This is a genomic window from Amycolatopsis acidiphila (assembly GCF_021391495.1).
Lineage (GTDB): Bacteria > Actinomycetota > Actinomycetes > Mycobacteriales > Pseudonocardiaceae > Amycolatopsis_E > Amycolatopsis_E acidiphila.
The window spans coordinates 3246412-3265075 of sequence record NZ_CP090063.1; the positions used below are offsets into that span (position 1 = coordinate 3246412).

13 protein-coding genes and 1 pseudogene are annotated in these 18664 nt (G+C 73.0%); 12 read left to right on the top strand and 2 right to left on the bottom strand.

The genetic code is table 11. From position 1 onward, the window contains the following. Positions 1-47 precede the first annotated feature (47 nt). From LWP59_RS15760 to LWP59_RS15780, 5 genes are all read left to right on the top strand, one after another. A complete protein-coding gene (locus LWP59_RS15760) occupies positions 48-377 on the top strand; it encodes a putative quinol monooxygenase (protein ID WP_144640437.1) in 330 nt (109 codons plus the stop codon). Between the two features lie 153 nt (positions 378-530). After that, positions 531-983: a C40 family peptidase gene (locus LWP59_RS15765; RefSeq protein WP_229857453.1), complete on the top strand. Its 453-nt coding sequence runs from the start codon at positions 531-533 to the stop codon at positions 981-983. Positions 984-1163: 180 nt separating this feature from the next. After that, positions 1164-2318: a glycogen synthase gene (gene glgA, locus LWP59_RS15770; protein ID WP_144640431.1), complete on the top strand. Its 1155-nt coding sequence runs from the start codon at positions 1164-1166 to the stop codon at positions 2316-2318. Further along, positions 2315-3532, top strand: coding sequence for a glucose-1-phosphate adenylyltransferase (glgC, locus tag LWP59_RS15775; RefSeq protein WP_144640428.1), 1218 nt, complete (start codon positions 2315-2317; stop codon positions 3530-3532). Before glgA ends, glgC begins: the two co-directional genes overlap by 4 nt. A 97-nt stretch (positions 3533-3629) precedes the next feature. Further along, positions 3630-5204, top strand: coding sequence for a hypothetical protein (locus LWP59_RS15780; RefSeq protein WP_144640426.1), 1575 nt, complete (start codon positions 3630-3632; stop codon positions 5202-5204). A 21-nt stretch (positions 5205-5225) separates the two neighbouring features. Here the strand turns inward: LWP59_RS15780 and LWP59_RS15785 are convergent, their stop codons facing one another. Beyond that, positions 5226-6548: a hypothetical protein gene (locus tag LWP59_RS15785; RefSeq protein ID WP_144640424.1), complete on the bottom strand. Its 1323-nt coding sequence runs from the start codon at positions 6546-6548 to the stop codon at positions 5226-5228. Positions 6549-6690: 142 nt separating this feature from the next. On the opposite strand from LWP59_RS15785, the pseudogene LWP59_RS15790 reads away from it, so the two are divergent. Continuing rightward, a pseudogene (locus LWP59_RS15790) lies at positions 6691-7240 on the top strand (hypothetical protein). Between the two features lie 79 nt (positions 7241-7319). On the opposite strand, the gene LWP59_RS15795 reads toward LWP59_RS15790, so the two are convergent. Further along, a complete protein-coding gene (locus tag LWP59_RS15795; RefSeq protein WP_144640421.1) occupies positions 7320-8111 on the bottom strand; it encodes an enoyl-CoA hydratase-related protein in 792 nt (263 codons plus the stop codon). Positions 8112-8259: 148 nt separating this feature from the next. Between LWP59_RS15795 and LWP59_RS15800 the strand changes: the two genes are divergently transcribed. The 6 genes from LWP59_RS15800 (at position 8260) to LWP59_RS15825 (ending at position 18611) form a co-directional block, all read left to right on the top strand. Further along, complete coding sequence (locus LWP59_RS15800; protein ID WP_144640418.1) at positions 8260-9627, top strand: serine hydrolase domain-containing protein; 1368 nt, start codon at positions 8260-8262, stop codon at positions 9625-9627. 99 nt (positions 9628-9726) lie between these two features. Continuing rightward, positions 9727-11307 carry an ABC transporter substrate-binding protein gene (locus LWP59_RS15805; RefSeq protein WP_144640415.1) on the top strand — a complete coding sequence of 527 codons (1581 nt, stop codon included), beginning with the start codon at positions 9727-9729 and terminating at the stop codon, positions 11305-11307. A 120-nt stretch (positions 11308-11427) separates the two neighbouring features. Further along, positions 11428-12420, top strand: a complete 993-nt coding sequence (locus tag LWP59_RS15810) for an ABC transporter permease (RefSeq protein ID WP_229857455.1) — start codon at positions 11428-11430, stop codon at positions 12418-12420. A gap of 1 nt (position 12421) precedes the next feature. Continuing rightward, the gene (locus LWP59_RS15815; protein WP_144640412.1) at positions 12422-14320 is read left to right on the top strand and encodes a dipeptide/oligopeptide/nickel ABC transporter permease/ATP-binding protein; all 1899 of its coding nucleotides are present in this window, start codon (positions 12422-12424) and stop codon (positions 14318-14320) included. Continuing rightward, positions 14317-15249, top strand: a complete 933-nt coding sequence (locus tag LWP59_RS15820; RefSeq protein ID WP_144640410.1) for an ABC transporter ATP-binding protein — start codon at positions 14317-14319, stop codon at positions 15247-15249. The genes LWP59_RS15815 and LWP59_RS15820 overlap by 4 nt, the downstream gene beginning before the upstream one ends. 26 nt (positions 15250-15275) lie before the next feature. After that, positions 15276-18611 (top strand): serine hydrolase, encoded by a 3336-nt coding sequence (locus LWP59_RS15825; RefSeq protein WP_144640407.1) that lies wholly within the window; start codon positions 15276-15278, stop codon positions 18609-18611. Positions 18612-18664: the final 53 nt, after the last annotated feature.

Here is an 18664-nt window from a genome sequence, read left to right on the forward strand (position 1 = left end):
GCGGGCATGATCGGGACCGTCGTCCTCATCCAGCGTAGGGAGTGTCAATGACCTCGAACGACGCCGTCGTCGTGGTGGCCACCGCCGAAGCCGCGGCGGGCCAGGAGGAGAAGGTGGAGCAGGCGTTCCGCACCGCCATCCCGGCCGTGCACGCCGAGCCCGGCTGTGAGCTCTACGCCCTCCACCGCGACTCGCGGTCGCCGTCGACCTTCGTGATGGTCGAGAAGTGGGCCTCGCCCGACGCGCTGCGCACGCACGCGAAGGGGGCCGCGCTGGCCGAGCTGGGGGCGGCGCTGGAAGGCCTGCTCGCGGCGCCGCTGAAGGTGCAGACCCTGACGCCGCTGCCCGGCGGGGATGCCCGGCTCGGGGCCGTCTGAACGAATTTCGGGCGCGGGTGATCCGCCTCACCCTTTTCGGGGTTAATCGTTTTGTGATCCGTGGTCCGGGAAATCGGACCGCGACCGCCGATGTGTTCGGCGGCCGATTCGAGATGAGAAGTTCGAAATGTATTTCTCGAGGAGGATCACATCGTGCCCACTCGATTACGCGGGCTGGCGCTCGCGTCGGCCGGCTGCGCCGTCGCGACCGCCGGACTGCTGGCCCCGGCCGCTTCCGCGGGCGCGGCGGAGCCCACCACGGGTGACCGGGTCGTCAACGCCGCGGCCGCGCAGGCGGGCAAACCGTACGCCCCCGGCGGCACCGGCCCCGGCAGCTTCGACTGCTCGGGGCTGGCGCAGTACGCCTACCGGCAGGCGGGGGTCGGCCTGCCCCGCACCGCGAGCCAGCAGCGCGGGGCGACGCGCACCTTGTCGCACGCCGACGCGCGCCCTGGTGACCTGATCTTCTTCAGCACCGGCGGCCGGGTCTACCATGTCGGCGTTTTCGCCGGCGGCAACAGGATGTGGGCGGCGCCGGAGTCCGGTGACGTGGTCCGGCTGCAGGACATCTGGACCAGCTCCTACACCGTCGGCCGCGGCTGGTGACGCCACCCCGGGCCTTCCCGCCACCGCGCGGGAAGGCCTGGGGTGAAGCGCTTTCCGGCCACCTGTGGTCGGCATTCCCGTGCCCGTCCCGAAACCCGCCGGACACCTGCCGCGGCAGCCGGCGGGATTCGTCCGGACAACGCACTGCGCCAACCCTGCCGGTGGCCGTAGGGTCAGTTCATGAGAGTCGGCCTGCTCACCCGCGAATACCCGCCGGACGTCTATGGGGGAGCCGGGGTGCACGTGGAGTTCCTCGCCCGCGAACTACGCTCGCTCGTCGATCTCGACGTGCACTGTTGGGGGGCCGACCGGGACGGCGCGCACGGGCACACCGACGCCCATGGCTATGGCGGGCCCGCGTTCGCGACCATGGACATCGCGGTCTCGATGGCCGACGCGCTCGCCGGGCACGACCTCGCGCACAGCCACACCTGGTACGCCAACCTCGCCGGGCACCTGGCGAAGCTCGCCCACGGCATCCCGCACGTGATCACCGCGCACTCGCTGGAACCGTTGCGGCCGTGGAAAGCCGAGCAGCTCGGCGGCGGGTACCGGGTCTCGTCGTGGATCGAGCGGACCGCGTTCGAATCCGCCGACGCGATCATCGCCGTCAGTGCCGGAATGCGCCGCGACGTCCTCGAGGCCTACCCCGCGGTGCCGCCGGAGCGGGTCCACGTGGTGCACAACGGCATCGACACCAAGCTCTACCAGCCGGTTTCCACGACCGGCGCGGTCCGCGCGCACGGCGTCGACCCGGACCGGCCCTACGTGTTGTTCGTCGGCCGGATCACGCGGCAGAAGGGCGTGCCGCACCTGGTCCGCGCGGCGGCGTCGTTCGCCCCCGGCACCCAGGTCGTGCTGTGCGCGGGCGGCGCGGATACCCCAGAGCTCGACGCGGAGTTCCGTGGGCTCGTGGCCGAGCTGCAGGCCGAGCGCGACGGCGTGTTCTGGATCCCGGAGATGCTGCCCCGCGAACAGGTCGTCGAACTGCTGACGCACGCGGCCGTCTTCGCCTGCCCGTCGGTGTACGAGCCGCTGGGCATCGTGAACCTCGAGGCGATGGCCTGCGGGACGGCCGTGGTCGCCAGCGACGTCGGCGGGATCCCGGAGGTCGTCGAGGACGGGGTCACCGGACTGCTCGTGCACTACGACGAACGCGACCCGGCCGCCTTCGAGGCCGGGCTCGCCGCCCGTGTCAACGAGCTCGTCGGGGACCCCGGGCGCGCCGCGGCGATGGGCGCCGCGGGGCGCACCCGGGCCGTCGAGGAGTTCGGCTGGGCCGCGATAGCCGCCCGGACCGTCGGGATCTACCAAGGCAGCGGGAGGTCGTCGTGAACGACGCGTCAGACGTACTGGGTATCGTCCTCGCCGGCGGTGAGGGCAAGCGCTTGATGCCGCTGACCGCCGACCGCGCGAAGCCGGCCGTGCCGTTCGGCGGCGTGCACCGGCTCATCGACTTCGTCCTGTCGAACCTGGTGCACGGCGGGATCCGGCGGATCTGCGTGCTCACCCAGTACAAGTCGCATTCGCTCGACCGGCACATCAGCACGACGTGGCGGCTCTCGTCACTGACCGGCGAGTACGTCACCCCGGTGCCGGCGCAGCAACGGCTGGGGCCGCGCTGGTTCCAGGGCAGTGCCGACGCGATCCACCAGAGCCTGAACCTGGTGTACGACGAGTGCCCGGCCTACATCGCGGTGTTCGGCGCCGACAACATCTACCGGATGGACCCGCGCCAGATGGTCGAGGCGCACCTGAAGGCGGGCGCGGGCGTGACCGTCGCGGGCATCCGGGTCCCGCGCTCGGAGGCGAGCGCGTTCGGCGTCATCGACACGACCGACGGCACGCGCATCGACGCGTTCCTGGAGAAGCCGGCGGACCCGCCGGGGCTGCCCGACGCGCCGGACGAGGCGTACGTGTCGATGGGCAACTACGTGTTCACCACCCAGGCGTTGATCGACGCGCTGCACGCCGACGCGAAGAACCTCGGTTCCAAGCACGACATGGGGCGCGACATCATCCCCGCGTTCGTCGAGCAGGGTGACGCGGCGGTGTACGACTTCACCACCAACGAGGTACCGGGGGAGACGGAGCGCGACCACGGGTACTGGCGCGACGTCGGGACGATCGACAGCTACTACGAGGCGCACTGTGAGCTGATCTCGACGCTGCCGATCTTCAACCTCTACAACCGGCGCTGGCCGATCCTGGCGCATCCCGCCCAGCGCGCGGCGGCGAAGTTCGTGGAAGGCGGCACCGCGAACCAGTCGATCGTCAGCAACGGCTGCATCATCTCGGGCGCGCAGGTGATCGAGTCGGTGCTCTCGCCCGACGTGATCGTCGAGAACGGCGCGGTGGTGCAGGGATCGGTGCTGCTGGACGGGGCGCGCGTGGGCGCGGGCGCCGTGGTGCGGCGGGCGATCCTGGACAAGAACGTGATCGTCCCGCCGGGCGCGCACATCGGCGTGGACATGGCACGGGACCGGGAGCACTACCACGTCAGCCCGGGCGGGATCGTGGTGCTCGGCAAGGGGGAGCGCGCCATCTGATCGGCGGTCACCTGATCCGGTGGTTCACCCATACCCGCAGCTCATCTGGGGTACGCATGGGTGAACCCGGAGATCCGCTCCGGGGGCACGAGGGGTGGTGACGGTCGGTATGTCGATGATGGGGTTGAGCGGCGGGGCCTTGGGGCTGATCGCGCTCGTGGGACTGATCGGCCTGCTGGGACTGCGGGGCCTGCGCACCCCTCGTGCGACTGGTGACCCGCTGGAGCGCTACCCGGAGGCGAACCAGCGCCCGGTGCCCTTCGCCGACCGGCGGTCCTCCCCAGCGGCCTCGTGGAGCCGTCCCGGGTTCGAGGATGACCTGATGCCGGGTGGCGGTCTCGGGGACGTCCCGCCGGCGCCGCGGTCCGGTGTGGACTTTCCGGGTGCTCCGGTGCCGGGGTCGTCCGGGGTGGGCGGTGCTCCGGCCGCTCCGGTTGCGGCGTCGTCCGGGGTGGGGGTCCCGTCGGCTGGTTTCGAGGCGCAGCAGTTGCCGGCGTCGTCCCGGGTGGGCGGTGCTCCGGTCCCGGCTTCCGCCGAGGTCGAGGCGCAGCCGCGGATGGCGGGCCCGGCTTACACCGGGATGGCGGCTCCGTCCAACATGGAGGGTTCGCAGGCGGGCGTCGAGCACTCCTGGTTCGGCACGTCAGCGCCGCAGGAGGGTGCGGTGGGCCTGGCGCAGGAGTCGCGTGTGGACCTCACTCGGGAAGCGCCGCTCTACGGGGTCCCGGCCGCGCGTCAGCAGCCCCTGGCCGAGAGGTTGCCGACGGGGACGCCCCCGAGAGAAGGGGTGTTCGCCGGCGAGTTCATGCCCGTGCGGCCGGGGGAGTCGCCGAGCTCCCCAGGCCCGGCGACGGCGCCGTGGTCGGCCGAGGAGAGCTGGGAACGCGAGCAAGCAGCGCGCCGCGCCACGGAGGACCCCCCGACGACGCCCTTCGCGGCCCCCATGGCGGCTGGCGCGCAGGCGGATGCCGCCGCGGACGCCGGGCAGGCGAGTGTGGAGCCGAGTGCCGCGCCGATGGCGGCCGGGACCGGCCAGGCCAGCGGCGACGCCGCCCGGATGGACGCGAGCTGGGAGCCCAGCGTCGCGGAAGCGCCGCCGGCCGCCCAGCCCGAAGAGCCGCCGCGGCGGGGACCGCGGCACGCACTGGTCGAACCGGATGACGACGAGTTCGCCGAGCAGGTCCCGTCGACCGGGGAGCCCCAGTGGCCGGCGGGCGGGCTCGCACCCGCCGCGGGGCAGCAGGCGGAGTCCGGGACCGGCCAGCACCACGCTGCCCGCGAGAGCGCGGCGCCGTGGAGCGAGCCTGCCGGGCAGGCGGAGGTGCCGGAGGTGGCGGAACCTCCGGCAGCGCAACAGGAAACGGCGGCGTCCAGCGGGCGCGGATGGGAGCAGCGGATCCCGCTGCCGCAAGCCGAACCTCGGCAGGCGCAGCCGCAGCGAGCCGAATACCAGCAGCCCCAGCCCGAACCCCAGCCCCAGCAGACTCCCGCGCCCACGGCGGCTCCCCAGGCGCAGCACCTGGCCACGCCGCCTGCCGAGCGGGCCTTCGAGTCGCCGCAGAGTAGTCGCGTGCGGCATCACCGGGGCCGGGACGGCGCGCTCGGGCACCGGCTGGGGCCGGTCGACCGGTTGCGCATGTGGTTCGGGCGGCGGAAGGCGGGGTCGAACTGACCGTCGGCGACGCCGGCCCGCTCAGTACGCCCGTCTGTCGTTGCGCTGCCAGTTCCAGATCACGCTCAGCTTCGCCTCCTGGCTCAGCACCAGCACGAGCAACCGCAGCTGACTCTCCGGCAGCGGCGGTCGGACACCGGCCGGGACGGCGAACGTCCCGTCGTGCGAGAACGCTTTCAGCAGGTCCGTCGCCGTCCGGATGCCGGCCCGCCGCAGGGCCACTCGCGCCTGCGGCCCGCTCAGCGCCGCCGAGTCGGCCGCGGGCGTGCCGACCTGTGCCGAGCGCAGCTCCTTGCGGTTCGTCGAGTCCAGGTGGGTCAGCAGGAAAGCCTGGTCGAGCCAGTCGATCACGCGCCCCGGCGGGACCTTCGTGTGCAGGATGACGTCCACCAGGTTCATGCTCGTCAGGTTCTGCATGTCCTCGACGCCCTCCTCCAGCAGCCGCGTCTCGTACCACAGGTTCAGCCCGTCGAGCTGGTCCAGCGGGTACTCCGGCTTCAGCGGCGGGACGACCGTGCCGAAGGCCCGCGCCGTCGCGCGCTGGACCAGTTGCAGTCCCGCCAGCGGGAAGAACCCGATCAGGAACGCGAGCGCCACCTCCGCGGTCACCGCGGCCGACGTGATCGCGCCGACGACCTGGTGCACCACGGCCACGATCAGCAGGACCAGCACGATCCGCAGGATCGCCGAGGTGTACGCGCTGGGCCGCAGGTCGGTCTGGAAGAACCGCCGCACCAGCATCCCGGTGACGAACGCGTACGAGCCGATGAAACCGTACTTCAGCACGTCCCACACCCCGCTCGGCGTGGTGAGGAACGTGGTGTCCCACAGGATCGCCGCCCAGCCCACCGCGAGCAGCGTGGTGAACAGGAAGACCGGGAACAGTGACTCGGTGCTGATCGTCGGCCTGTCCTGGCCTTCGGTCCGGATGCGCCCGTAGTAGGCCTCGAACTTCTGCCGGTAGATGTCGTCCTGCTTTCGCCCGCCCTGTTCCCACTGCCCGTGGTAGGAGGAGTTGCGCGCCGGCTCGGGCAGGTGCTCCGACCGGTCCCAGCCCAGGCGGTGCAGCGTGAGCACGTACTCCGTCCACACCGCGTGTGCCCGGACGTAGAGGAACCGGACGTACAACCAGCCGGGCAGGAACGACAGGCACCACAGCACGAACAACTTCAACGCGCCAGGTCCCCATTCGCGCGCGACGGGCCAGCCGCGGTTCGCGAGGAACCCGGCCACGACGACCGCGGCGCCCGCGGCGAGCAGGATCAGGATGTTCATCCAACCGGCCACCACCTTGCCGCGCAGCCACTGCTGCATGCCGGGCCAGTCGAAAGCCACGAAGCTCATCGAAGTCTCCCCTCGGTCGATGTCCGGGAAGTCGCCGCGCACGGGCCGGAAGTGACACCCGTCACCCGACCGGCCCAGCGTTTGTACGTCCCTTGTATCGGCACCCTGGCCGCGCAGCTTCGGAACCACTGGGAGGACGGACATGAAATTCGCACAACGGATCGGGGGCCCGGTGGGCCTCGCGGCCGCGGTGGTGCTGATCGGCGCCGCGCCTGCGCTGGCGGCCACGGGCACCGTGCACACCGACTCGGGCGTCGCGGTGACGGTGCGTTCGGCGCCGAGCACCAGTGCCACCTCGGTGGGCACGGTGGCCGACGGCGCGTCGGTGTCGATCGACTGCCAGGCCAACGGCGACACGGTGACCGGCAACTACGGCACCAGCGACATCTGGGACTACCTCCCCGCTCGCGGAGGCTATGTCAGCGACACCTAAGTCGCGGGTGCACACCAGCAACGACTCGAGCTACGACGGCTGGTGCGACCGCATCAACGCCCAGAACTACGGCTGGAACGCGAGCGGCTCGACGACCGCGTACGTGCACACGATGATCTCCGCCGGTGGCGGGCAGTTCCTGTCCAACGACATCCACGGCGCCGGCACGTACACGCAGACCACGATCGCGGAGATCAAGAGCAAGTGGGGCCAGACCTACCTCGGCTGGGCGCAGCCGTGGTTCACGGTGAACCACTAGGCGGGCGGGGCCGGGCGCTCTTCTTGCCGACGGGCATCGCCTGCCCGAGGCGAAGGCGACCCGCGCCCTCCCCGCGCCGCTACCGTCCCTTGAACTCCGGTGCCCGCTTCGCCAGGAAGGCCGCTGCCGCTTCCTTCGCGTCCTCCGTGTACTGCAGGCGCGCGTGCCGGTCGGCCTCGCGGTCGAGGTGCGCCGAGAAGTCGTCGGTGAGCGAGTCGTTGAAGTTCTGCTTGATCGCGGCCACCGCCAGCGGCGCGGCGGCGGCCAGGCGGGCGGCGACCTCCGCCACGAAGCCCGCCAGCTCCGGGTCCGGCACGCACCCGTTCACCAGGCCGATCCGCTCCGCCTCGCGGCCGTCGAACTTCGACGGCAGCAGGTACATCTCCCGCGCCTTGGCCGGGCCCACGATCCGCGGCAACGTCCACGAGCCGCCGAAGTCGCCGGACAGCCCGGCGGTCAGGAAAGCCGTGTTGAACCGCGCGCTTTCGGCGCAGTACCGCAGATCCGCCGCGCACGCCCAGGAGAACCCGGCCCCCGCGCAGGCGCCGTTGATCGCGGCGATCGTCGGCTTCGGCATCTCCGCCAGCAGCTGCGACGTGCGCATCGAGGTCCGCAGCCTGCCGATCCGGGTGGGCACGGGCAGTTCCGTGCCCCGTCCCGCCGCGAAGCCGTTGAGGTTGCCGCCCGCGCAGAACGCCCGCCCGCTGCCGGTCATGACCAGCACCCGCACGGCGGCGTCGGCTGCCGCGAGCTCCAGGGACTCCGTGACCGCGGTGAGCATCTCGGGGTTCATCGTGTTCATCGACCCGGGCTGGTCGAGCGTCAGCGTCGCCACCCCGCCGGCCACCTCGTAGCGCACCGGCTCACCCATCGGACCTCCCGGTTGTCATTTCTAGAAGGACGTTCCAACATCGGCCGGAGGGTGTCAAGGCCGGGTTCGTCTCGGCGACCCGAAGGCGACGGCCGCGCTCGTGCCCGCGGACGAACTTCTCCCGCCGGCCCGACGCTACGTTCCCCCGATGGCGAACCTGGATGAGACCAAGAACTGGCTGTCGGACCGGTTGCCCGCACTGCTGGCCGAGCACGGTGTGCCCGGGGCCGCGATCGCGGTGTCGGCGCGCGGGGAGGTCGTCGACCACGCCGCAGGCGTGCTGAACACCGGCACCGGGGTCGAGGCCACCCCGGACTCGCTCTTCCAGGTCGGGTCCATCACCAAGGTCTGGACCACGACCCTGGCCATGCAGCTCGCCGACGAGGGCAGGCTCGAGCTCGACGCACCACTGCGCCGCTACCTGCCCCAGTTCCGCCTGCGCGACGAGGCAGCCGCGGCCGCGATCACCGTCCGGCAACTGATGTGCCACACCTCAGGCTTCGAAGGCGACCTGTTCACCGACACCGGCAAGGGCGACGACTGCGTCGAGAAGTACGTCGCGACGCTCGGCGACGTCGAGCAGTTGTTCGCGCCAGGAGAGATGTTCTCCTACAACAACGCCGCGTTCTGCGTGCTCGGCCGGGTCGTCGAGGTGCTGCGCGACAAGCCGTTCGACGCGTGCCTGCGCGAGCACCTGTTCACCCCGCTCGGCCTCACCCACGCGGCGACCTGCGCCGACGAGGCGATCCTGCACCGGGCCGCGGTCGGGCACGTGCAGCCCTCGCCGGACGAGCCGCCGCGTCCCGCGCCCGTGTGGTCCCTGGTCCGGTCCAACGCCCCGGCGGGCGCGGCGCTCGCGATGCGCCCGCGCGACCTGGTGACGTTCGCCCAGGCGCACCTCGACGGCGGCGGCACCGTGCTGAGCGCCGCCGGCGCCGAGGCCATGCGGGAACGGCAGGTCACGCTGCCCCCGCTCGGACTGATGGGCACCTCGTGGGGTCTGGGCTGGGAGCTCTACGACTGGCCCACCGGGCTGGTCCTCGGCCACGACGGCGGCACCATCGGCCAGGCCGCGTTCCTGCGTGTCGTGCCGGACAAGGACGTGGCGATCGCGCTGCTGACCAACGGCGGCAACCCCATCGCGCTCTACCTCGAGATCTACACGCACCTGCTGCGCGAGCTCGCGGACGTCGAGCTGCCGCCGCTGCCGAAGCCGCCGCCGGACCCGGAACCCTTCGACGCCACGCGCTACGTCGGCACCTACTCCTGCGAGGTGAGCGACCTGACCGTCTCGCAGGACGACGACGGCCGCGTGTGGGCGGAGCTGACGCCGAAGGGCATCCTCGCCGAGCTGAGCGGCACCGAGCGCGACGAGCTCGTCCGCCTCGACGGCGACACGCTCGTCGCGCGCGAGCCCCGCCACAGCATGCACCAGCCACACGTCTTCCTCGGCGACGACGGCAGCGGCCGCGCCCGCTACGTGCACACGGGCCGGGCCACCCGCCGCGCTGGGTGAACCGGACGAGAGCCGCCCCCATACCTGGTGCGTGCGTACCAAGACACGGCCGCATCGGCCGGGCAGGCTGCCGCGCAACGATCCCCACCTGGAGGCACCATGAAGAGTGTTCTGACCATCGCGGGGGCAGGGGTGCTCGCGCTGGCCCTGGTCGCGTGCGGCGCGGGGGGCGGGGGGAGCGCGGGCAGCGTCGTGGACGGCAAGTCGTTCACGTTCGTCCTCGGTGCGGACCCCGGCAACCTCGACCCGCACTTCACCACGCTGGCGGTCGCCCTGCAGGCCGACCGGTTCCTCTACGACTCGCTGGTCGACATCGATCCCGGCGGTGCCGTGGTCGCCGGGCTCGCCGGTAAGTGGGACGGCGACGCCACGAAGGCCACCTACGCCCTGCGCAAGGGGATCACCTGCTCGGACGGCACACCGCTGACCGCGACCCAGGTCGCCGACAACATCAACTTCGTCGGCGACCCGGCGAACGCCGCCGCCCTGATGGGCGTCTACGTGCCGCCGGGGGCGAAGGCCGTCGCCGACGACGCGGCCGGCACCGTCACGGTGACCGCGGCCAGTCCCGACTCTTTCCTGGTGCACAACGTCGGCGGCCTGCCCATCGTGTGCGCCAACGGCATGAAGAACCGCGACCTGCTCAAGCAGGGCGCCGACGGCACCGGCCTGTACACGATGACCGAGGCCGTCTCCGGCGACCACTACACCCTCGCCCGCCGCAAGGACTACGCGTGGGGGCCGGCCGACTGGAAGACCGACACCCGCGGCCTGCCCGACACCGTCGTGCTCCGGGTCGTCGCGAACGAGACCACCTCGGCGAACCTGCTGGTGTCCAAAGAGGTCAACGCGGCCCAGGTGCTCGGCCCGGACCAGCAGCGGCTCAAGGCCATGGGACTGCTCGAGCGCGACCTGGAGTCGCCGCTGGGCGAGCTGTTCTTCAACCAGAAGGCCGGGCTGCCCGGCGCCGACGAGTCCGTGCGGCGCGCGCTGACCCAGGCGCTCGACCTCACCCAGCTCGGCCAGGTGCTGACCAGCGGCACGGGCAAGCCCACCACCAGCCTCGTCGCGCCGGGGCTCGGCCCGTGCAACGGCGACACCATCGGCGGGCTGCTGCCCGCGCACGACGTCGCGGCGGCGAAGTCCGCGCTCGACGCCGCGGGATGGGCGGCCGGGCCGGACGGCGGCCGTGCCAAGGACGGCAAGAAGCTCGCGCTCACCTTCTACTACCCGACGAGCCTCGGCGCGACGATGCAGGCCGGCGCGGAGCTGGTGCAGCAGCTGTGGACGGCGGTCGGCGCGCAGGTCGAGGTGAAGGGCATGACCGACGCGGAGAGCGCCCAGATCATCGGCGGCCAGGGCACCTGGGACGCGATGCTGCTGCCGCTGTCGGTCGATCTGCCCACCCAGCTGCTGCCGTTCTTCACTGGGCCGGGCGCCCCCGGCGGCAACAACTTCGCGTCCATCCAGAACCCCGAGTACGCCGCCGCGGTGCGGGCCGCGTCGGCGGTCGCGGGCGCGGACGGCTGCGCCCGGTGGGGTGCGGGGGACAAGGCACTGGTCAAGCACCTCGACGTGGTGCCGTTCGTCAACACCGTCCGGCCGATCTTCGGGCAGGGCGCGACGTTCGACACCACCGAGGGGAGCATCGCGCCCACCTCGATCCGGATGCTCGGCTGAGGCCGTTCGTCCGGGCCGACAGTGCGGGCGGGACGGGGTCGTCCCGCCGGACGAACACCGCGGCCGCGCGCCCCGGAAGTATCCAGTCCAGAAACGGTTTTCGAGCGAGGGGAGCCACCGGTGAGCACAGTCACCGCCACCTCGCGGCGGCCGCCGGCACTGGCGGGCAACCCGTGGCTGCGCTTCGCCGCGCGGCGGCTGGGGCGGCTGCTGGTCTCGGTGTGGGTCCTGCTGACCGCCGCGTTCGGCATGATCCACCTGATCCCCGGCGACCCGGTGCGCGCGGCGCTCGGCCCGATGGCCTCGGCACAGGTCGTCGCCGCGCGCCGGGCCGCGCTGGGCCTGGACGACCCGTTGTGGCAGCAGTACCTGCACTACCTCGGCAACCTGTGCACCGGCAGGCTCGGCGTCTCGATGGGCTCCGGGCTGCCGGTGTCGCAGCTGATCGCCGACCGGCTGCCGGCGACGGTGGAGATCGCGGTGTACGCGTTCCTGCTGGCGCTGGCCGTCGCGATCCCCGTCGGCGCCGGGATGGCGGTGCTGACGCGCGGCGGCCGGCGCCGGCACGCGGAGCTGGCCTTCACCTCGACGAGCGTGGTGCTGGCCGCGATCCCGGAGTTCCTGATCGCGGTGGGGCTGGTGTTCGTGTTCGGCGTCAGCCTCGGGTGGGCGCCCGTCGCCGGCCGCAGCGGCCCCGAGTCCTACGTGCTGCCGGTGGTCGCGCTGGCGATCGGGCCCGCGGCGGTGCTCGCCCGGATCGTGCGGGTGGAGATGCTGGCGGTGCTGCGGGCCGACTACATCCGCACGGCGCGGGCGAAACGGCTTCCGGCACGGCTGGTGTACCTGCGCCACGCCCTGCCCAACGCGCTCACCGCCACGCTGACGCTCGGCGGACTGCTGCTCAGCGCCATGGTCGCGGGCACCGTGCTGGTCGAGAACGTGTTCGCGTGGCCGGGACTGGGCGCCGCGATCGTCCAGTCGATCCTCGCCAAGGACTACCCGGTGGTGCAGGGCGTGGTGCTGGTCTACGGCCTCGGCGTGCTGCTGGTGAACCTCGCGGTCGACGTCGCGCTCGCGCTGCTCGACCCCCGCTCGACGATCAGGGAGAGCTGAGTTGCGCGGTTCGAGATGGTCCGGGGTGCTGCGCAGCCCGGTCGGCGCGAGTGCCGCGGCGGTGCTGTCCGGCGTGCTCGTACTGGCGGTGCTGGCGCCGGTCCTGTGGACGGGCAAGGCGAACGCGGTCGACACCGGGCGGATCCTGCAGGGCTCCTCGGCGGCGCACTGGATGGGCACCGACAGCCTGGGCCGCGACATCTTCTTCCGGGTGCTGGTCGCGACCCGGCTCTCGGTCGAGCTCGCCCTCGCCGCGACCGCGATCGGGGTGCTGGCGGGCCTGCTGCTGGGCACCGCGCCGGTGCTGCTCGGCGCCCGCGCGGGCCGGTTCGTGACCGCGGTGGTCAACATCGCGGTGGCGTTCCCCGGCCTGCTGCTCGCGTTGTTCTTCGCGGTGATCTTCGGGGTGGGCACCGGCGGCGGGGTGCCGGCGATCGGGCTGGCGACCGCGCCGGGCTTCGCGCGGCTCACGCAGACCCTCGTCGCCACCGTGAGCGGGCTCGACTTCGTCGCAGCCGCGCGGATCGCCGGGGTGGGCCGGGTCCGGCTGCTGCTGCGGCACGTGCTGCCGAACGTCGGCGAGCCGCTGGTGGTCAACGCGACGATCTCGGCCGGCAGCGCGCTGCTGGCGTTCGCGGGCCTGTCGTTCCTCGGGCTGGGCGTGCAGGCGCCGGACTACGACTGGGGCCGGCTGCTCGGCGAGGGGCTCAACGGCCTCTACATCCACCCGGCGGCCGCGCTGGCGCCGACGGTCGCCGTCGTCGTGGCGGGACTGGCGTTCAACCTGTTCGGCGAAGCGATCGCCAAAGGCATCGGGCAGCGCACGCCCGCCGTCGAGGCGGCCTCGTTCTCCCCGCCCGCGACCGGCACCCGCGCGGGGCTTCCGGCCGACGTGGTGCTCGCCGTGGACGGGCTGCACGTCGGCTTCCCGGGCGCGGACGGGCCGGTCACGCCGGTGCGCGGGGTGAGTTTCGCGCTGCGGCGCGGTGAGGCCGTCGGCGTGGTGGGGGAGTCGGGTTCGGGCAAGAGCCTGACCGCGCTCGCGGTCGCCCAGCTGATCGAGGAGCCGGGGCGGGTGCACGCCGACCGGCTGGAGTTCCTCGGCGAACCGTTGCTGGAGACCGGCACCCGCGCGCGGCGGCAGCTGCTGGGCACGTCCTTCGCGATGGTGTTCCAGGACCCGGCGACCTCGTTCAACCCGACCCAGCGCATCGGCAGGCAGCTCGCCGAGGTCGCGCGGCGGCACCAGGGGATGAGCCGTGGGCAGGCGTTCGCCCGCGCCGTCGACCGCCTGCGCGCGGTGCGGGTGCCCGCCGCGCACCGGCGCGCCCGGCAGTTCCCGCACGAGTTCTCCGGCGGCATGCGCCAGCGCGCGATGATCGGCATGGGCGTGATGGGCAACCCGGCGCTGATCGTGGCCGACGAGCCGACCACCGCGCTCGACGTGACCGTGCAGCGGCAGGTGCTGCGGCTGCTGCAGGACGTGCGCGCCGCCGACGACGTCGCGATCCTGCTGATCAGCCACGACATCACGGTGGTCGGGCAGGTCTGCGAGCGGGTGCTGGTGATGTACGCCGGGCGGATCGTCGAGGACCTGCCCGCCGCCGAGCTGCACACCGCGGCACGCCATCCCTACACCCGGGCGCTGCTGGCCGCGGTGCCGGACATGACGACCGACCGCGAGCAGCCGCTCGCCGTCATCCCCGGCAAGCCCGCCGATCCGTCCCGGCCCCCGCGGGGATGCGCCTTCGCGCCGCGCTGCCCGTTCGCGGACGCGCAGTGCACGAGTGCGGACCCGCCGCTGGACGCCGACGGGGACGGGCGGCGGGTCGCGTGCTGGCACGCCGGGGAGCTCGCGCTCCGGGACACCGGCCGGGTAGCGGCGGGAGAGCAGCGATGAGTGAACTGCGCTTCGAGGACGTGACCGTGCGCTACGGCGGGCGGCGGCGCGGCCTGACCGCTGTGGAGGGGGTCGACCTCACCGTGCCGGACGGCACGATCGTCGGCCTCGTCGGGGAGTCGGGCTCCGGGAAGTCCACGCTGGCCCGCGCCGCGGTCGGGCTGACCCCGGTCACCGGCGGCCGCATCCTGCTCGACGGGCGGCCGGTGCGGCGCGGCCCGCTGCAGATGGTGTTCCAGGACCCGTACTCCTCGCTCGACCCGCGGATGACCGCCGGCGCCTCGATCGCCGAGGCGATGCCGCGCGGCACGCGGGACCGCGGGGCCGAGGTCGCCCGGCTGCTCGGACTGGTCGGCCTGGAGCCCGACCGCGCCGGGATGCTCCCGGCACAGCTGTCGGGCGGGCAGCGCCAGCGGGTCGCGCTCGCGCGGGCGCTCGCCGGGCGGCCGGAGGTGGTCATCGCCGACGAGATCACCTCCGCGCTCGACGTGTCGATCCAGGGCACGGTGCTCAACCTCGTGCGGGACCTGCAGCGCCGGATGCGCCTGTCGATGCTGTTCATCTCGCACAACCTCGCCGTGGTGCGCTACGTCAGCGACTACATCGCGGTGCTGTACCTGGGCCGGGTCGTCGAGTACGGGCCCGCGGACGACGTCCTGCTCGACCCGCAACACCCCTACACCCGCGAGCTGCTCGCCGCGGCGGGCGCGGCGGCACTGTCCGAACCGGACGCCGTCGCGGACACCGAGCCCGCCGACCCGCACCACCCGCCGCCCGGCTGCCGGTTCCATCCGCGCTGCCCCATCGGCCCGCTCGTGCTCGCCGACCGCGACATCTGCCGGGAGGCCGAGCCGGCCGCCGGAGGGCACCGGCACCACGCCGCCTGCCATTTCGCGGCCGCGGCGGCCGAACCCGGCCTCGTTCCGTGAACCCGCCGAACCCCGAGGAGAACCCGGTGACCCGACGTCTGCGCATCGAAGACCTGACCGCGGTCGCGGTGCCCGAACAACCCGCCCTCGCGCCGGACGGGCGCGAAGCCCTCTACGTGTTGCGCACCAGCGATGCCGGGACGGACGAGAACGTGCGCACCATCTGGCGGGTGGGCGACGGCGAAGCGCGCCCGCTGACCCGCGGCCGGGCGGACACCGCCCCGGCGTGGTCGCCCGACGGAACCCGCGTCGCGTTCCTGCGCGCGCAGGAGGGCGCCCCCCAGGTGTGGTTGCTGCGGCTGGACGGCGGCGAGGCCGAGCAGCTGACGTCGCTGCCGCTCGGCGCGGGCGCGCCCGTGTGGAGCCCGGACGGGTCGAAGATCGCCTTCGGCGCTCCCGTCGACCTGGCCGCCGACCCGGGCGAGGACGCCGAAGCACGCACCCGGCGGGCGGGCGCGCCGATCGTCGCCGGCCGGCTGGACTACCAGGCCGACGGCGCGGGGTTCCTGCGCACGATGCGCGCCCACGTGCACGTCCTCGACGTCGAGAGCGGGGAGTGTCGTCAGGTCACCGCCGGTGACTGGCACGCGGGCGACCCGGCGTGGTCGCCGGACGGCACCCGGCTCGCCTTCGCCGCGGCCGTCGCGCCGGACCGGGACCTCAACGCGCGCGTGCCGGTGTTCGTCGTCGACGCGACCGATCCCGCCGCGAAACCACGCGAAGTGGGCCTGTCCGAAGGCGTCGGCGGCCCACTGGTCTGGACCGCGGACGGTTCGGCGCTGCTCGTCGTCGGGCGTCCCGACGGCCCCGTCGGACACGCCGGGCTGCTGCGGGTCCCGCTCGACGGCGGTGCGCCGGTGAACCTCGCCGCGCCATTGGACCGCAACGTGATGCCGGGCGGTCCGGCCTACCCGGGTGCGCTGCCGCAGCTGGCCGAGGACGGCGCGAGCGTGCTGTTCTGCGCCCGCGACCGCGGCTGCACCCACCTGTACTCGGTGCCCGTCGACGGTGGCACCCCGCGCCCGCTCCTCACGGGCGCGGGGCGCACGGTGGCCGGCCTGTCGGTCGCGGGCGGCACAGCGGTGGTCGTGCTCGTCACGCCGGCCTCCTACGGCGAGATCGTCCGGGTCGACCTTGCGACGGGTACCGAGACCGTCCTCAGTGGACACGGCGAGGCGCTGGCCGAGGTCGGGCTGTTTCCCCGCGAGGAGCGCGAGTTCGCGATCTCCGACGGGACCGTCGTGCACGGCTGGCTGATCCGCGACCCGGCAGCCGAGGGCCCGCGGCCGCTGCTGCTGGACATCCACGGCGGCCCGCACAACGCCTGGCACGGCGGGGCCGACGACATCCACTTCTACCACCAGGAACTGGCCGCCCGCGGCTGGGCCGTGCTGCTGCTGAACCCGCGTGGCAGCGACGGCTACGGGGAGGCGTTCTTCACCGCCGTGAACTCCGGCTGGGGCGAGAAGGACGCCAAGGACTTCCTCGAGCCGCTGGACGACCTCGTCGCCGAGGGCACCGCCGACCCGGCGCGGCTCGCGGTCGCCGGCTACAGCTACGGCGGCTACATGACCTGCTTCCTCACCAGCCGCGACGACCGGTTCGCCGCCGCGGTCGCCGGTGGTGTCGTCGCCGACCTGACGAGCATGGCGGGCACCTCCGACCAGGGGCACTTCCTCGCCGAATACGAGCTCGGCGCGCTGCCCTGGCAGGAACGCGCGCACTACGCCGAGATGTCGCCGTTCACGAAGATCGACCAGGTGCGCACCCCGACGCTGGTCGTCCACGGCGGCGCCGACCTGCGCTGCCCCGTCGGGCAGGCCCAGCAGTGGTACACCGCCCTGCGCGAGCGTGGCGTGCCCACGCAGCTGGTGCTCTACCCGCAGGGCTCGCACCTGTTCATCCTCAACGGCCCGCCGTCGCACCGGATCGACTTCAACCGGCGCGTCGTGGACTGGCTCGAGCAGCACACCGGCACCCGACGGCCGCGGATCGACGCCGCGCACTGGCAGCGGCGGCTCGCCGCGCTCGCGCGGCGGCACCACGTCCCCGGTGCGGCACTGGGCATCCTGCGGCTGCACCCGGGCGGGGACGACGAGCTCGCCGAGGCCGCCACCGGCGTGCTCAACGTGGACACCGGGGTCGAGGTCACCGCGGACTCGCTGTTCCAGATCGGGTCCATCTCGAAGGTCTGGACCACGACCCTCGCGATGCAGCTCGTCGACGAGGGCCTGCTGGACCTCGACGCGCCGATCGCCGACGTGCTGCCCGAGCTGAAGCTCGCCGACCCCGACGTGACCAAACAGGTGACCATGCGCCACCTGCTCACCCACACCAGCGGTATCGACGGCGACGTGTTCACCGACACCGGCCGCGGCGACGACTGCCTCGAGAAGTACGTCGCGGCGCTCGGCGACGTGGCGCAGAACCATCCCCTCGCCGCCACCTGGTCCTACTGCAACTCCGGGTTCTGCCTGGCGGGCCGGGTGATCGAGAAGATCACCGGCGGCACCTGGGACGCCGCGATCCGGGAGCGGATCTTCACACCGCTAGGGCTGACCCACACCGTCACCCTGCCCGAAGAGGCGCTGATGTTCCGCGCCGCGATGGGCCACGTCGGCACCACGGAGCCGGCGAAGGCGCCGGTCTGGACCCTGCCGCGCTCGGCCGGCCCGGCGGGGCTGATCGACTCCACCGTCGCGGACGTCCTCGCCTTCGCACGCCTGCACCTGACCGGAGGGCTCGCCGCCGACGGCAGCCGCGTCCTCAGCGAGGCGAGCGCCGCGGCGATGGCGGAGAAGCAGGCGGACCTGCCGGACAAGCACACCCTCGGCGACTCGTGGGGCCTCGGCTGGTTCCGGCTCGGCTGGGACGGGCACCGGTTGATCGGCCACGACGGCAACACGATCGGCCAGGCCGCGTTCCTGCGGCTGCTGCCCGGCGACGGGCTCGCGGTCACCCTGCTCACCAACGGCGGCAACGGTCACGACCTCTATGAGGAGCTCTATCGCGAGATCTTCGCCGAGCTGGCGGACGTCGCGATGCCCCGTCCGCTCGCGCCACCGGCCGAGCCCGTGCGGGCGGACATCACCCCGCACGCGGGCACCTACGAGCGCGCGAGCTCACTGGTGGAGGTGTTCGACGGCGAGGACGGGCCGAAGCTGCGGACCACGGTGACGGGCACGCTCGCCGAGCTGGTGCCGGAGAAGACGCAGGAGTACCCGCTGGTGCCCGTGGAGGAAAACCTTTACGTGATAAGGGAACCGCAGACGCAGACCTGGGTCCCGGTGACCTTCTACACGCTGGCGACGGGGGAGCGGTACGTACATTTCGGCGTGCGCGCCACCCCCAAGGCGGACTGAGGTGGCTCCGCGGGCGGACGGGCGGTCCGCCAGGACCAAACCGGGCGCCGCGA

Excerpts from the sequence above, each read along its gene's own strand:
- LWP59_RS15805 (WP_144640415.1), top strand. The coding sequence starts at position 9,727 with ATGAAGAGTGTTCTGACCATCGCGGGGGCAGGGGTGCTCGCGCTGGCC.
- LWP59_RS15795 (WP_144640421.1), bottom strand. The coding sequence starts at position 8,111 with ATGGGTGAGCCGGTGCGCTACGAGGTGGCCGGCGGGGTGGCGACGCTG.
- LWP59_RS15760 (WP_144640437.1), top strand. The coding sequence starts at position 48 with ATGACCTCGAACGACGCCGTCGTCGTGGTGGCCACCGCCGAAGCCGCG.
- LWP59_RS15820 (WP_144640410.1), top strand. The coding sequence starts at position 14,317 with ATGAGTGAACTGCGCTTCGAGGACGTGACCGTGCGCTACGGCGGGCGG.
- LWP59_RS15800 (WP_144640418.1), top strand. The coding sequence starts at position 8,260 with ATGGCGAACCTGGATGAGACCAAGAACTGGCTGTCGGACCGGTTGCCC.
- LWP59_RS15785 (WP_144640424.1), bottom strand. The coding sequence starts at position 6,548 with ATGAGCTTCGTGGCTTTCGACTGGCCCGGCATGCAGCAGTGGCTGCGC.
- glgA (WP_144640431.1), top strand. The coding sequence starts at position 1,164 with ATGAGAGTCGGCCTGCTCACCCGCGAATACCCGCCGGACGTCTATGGG.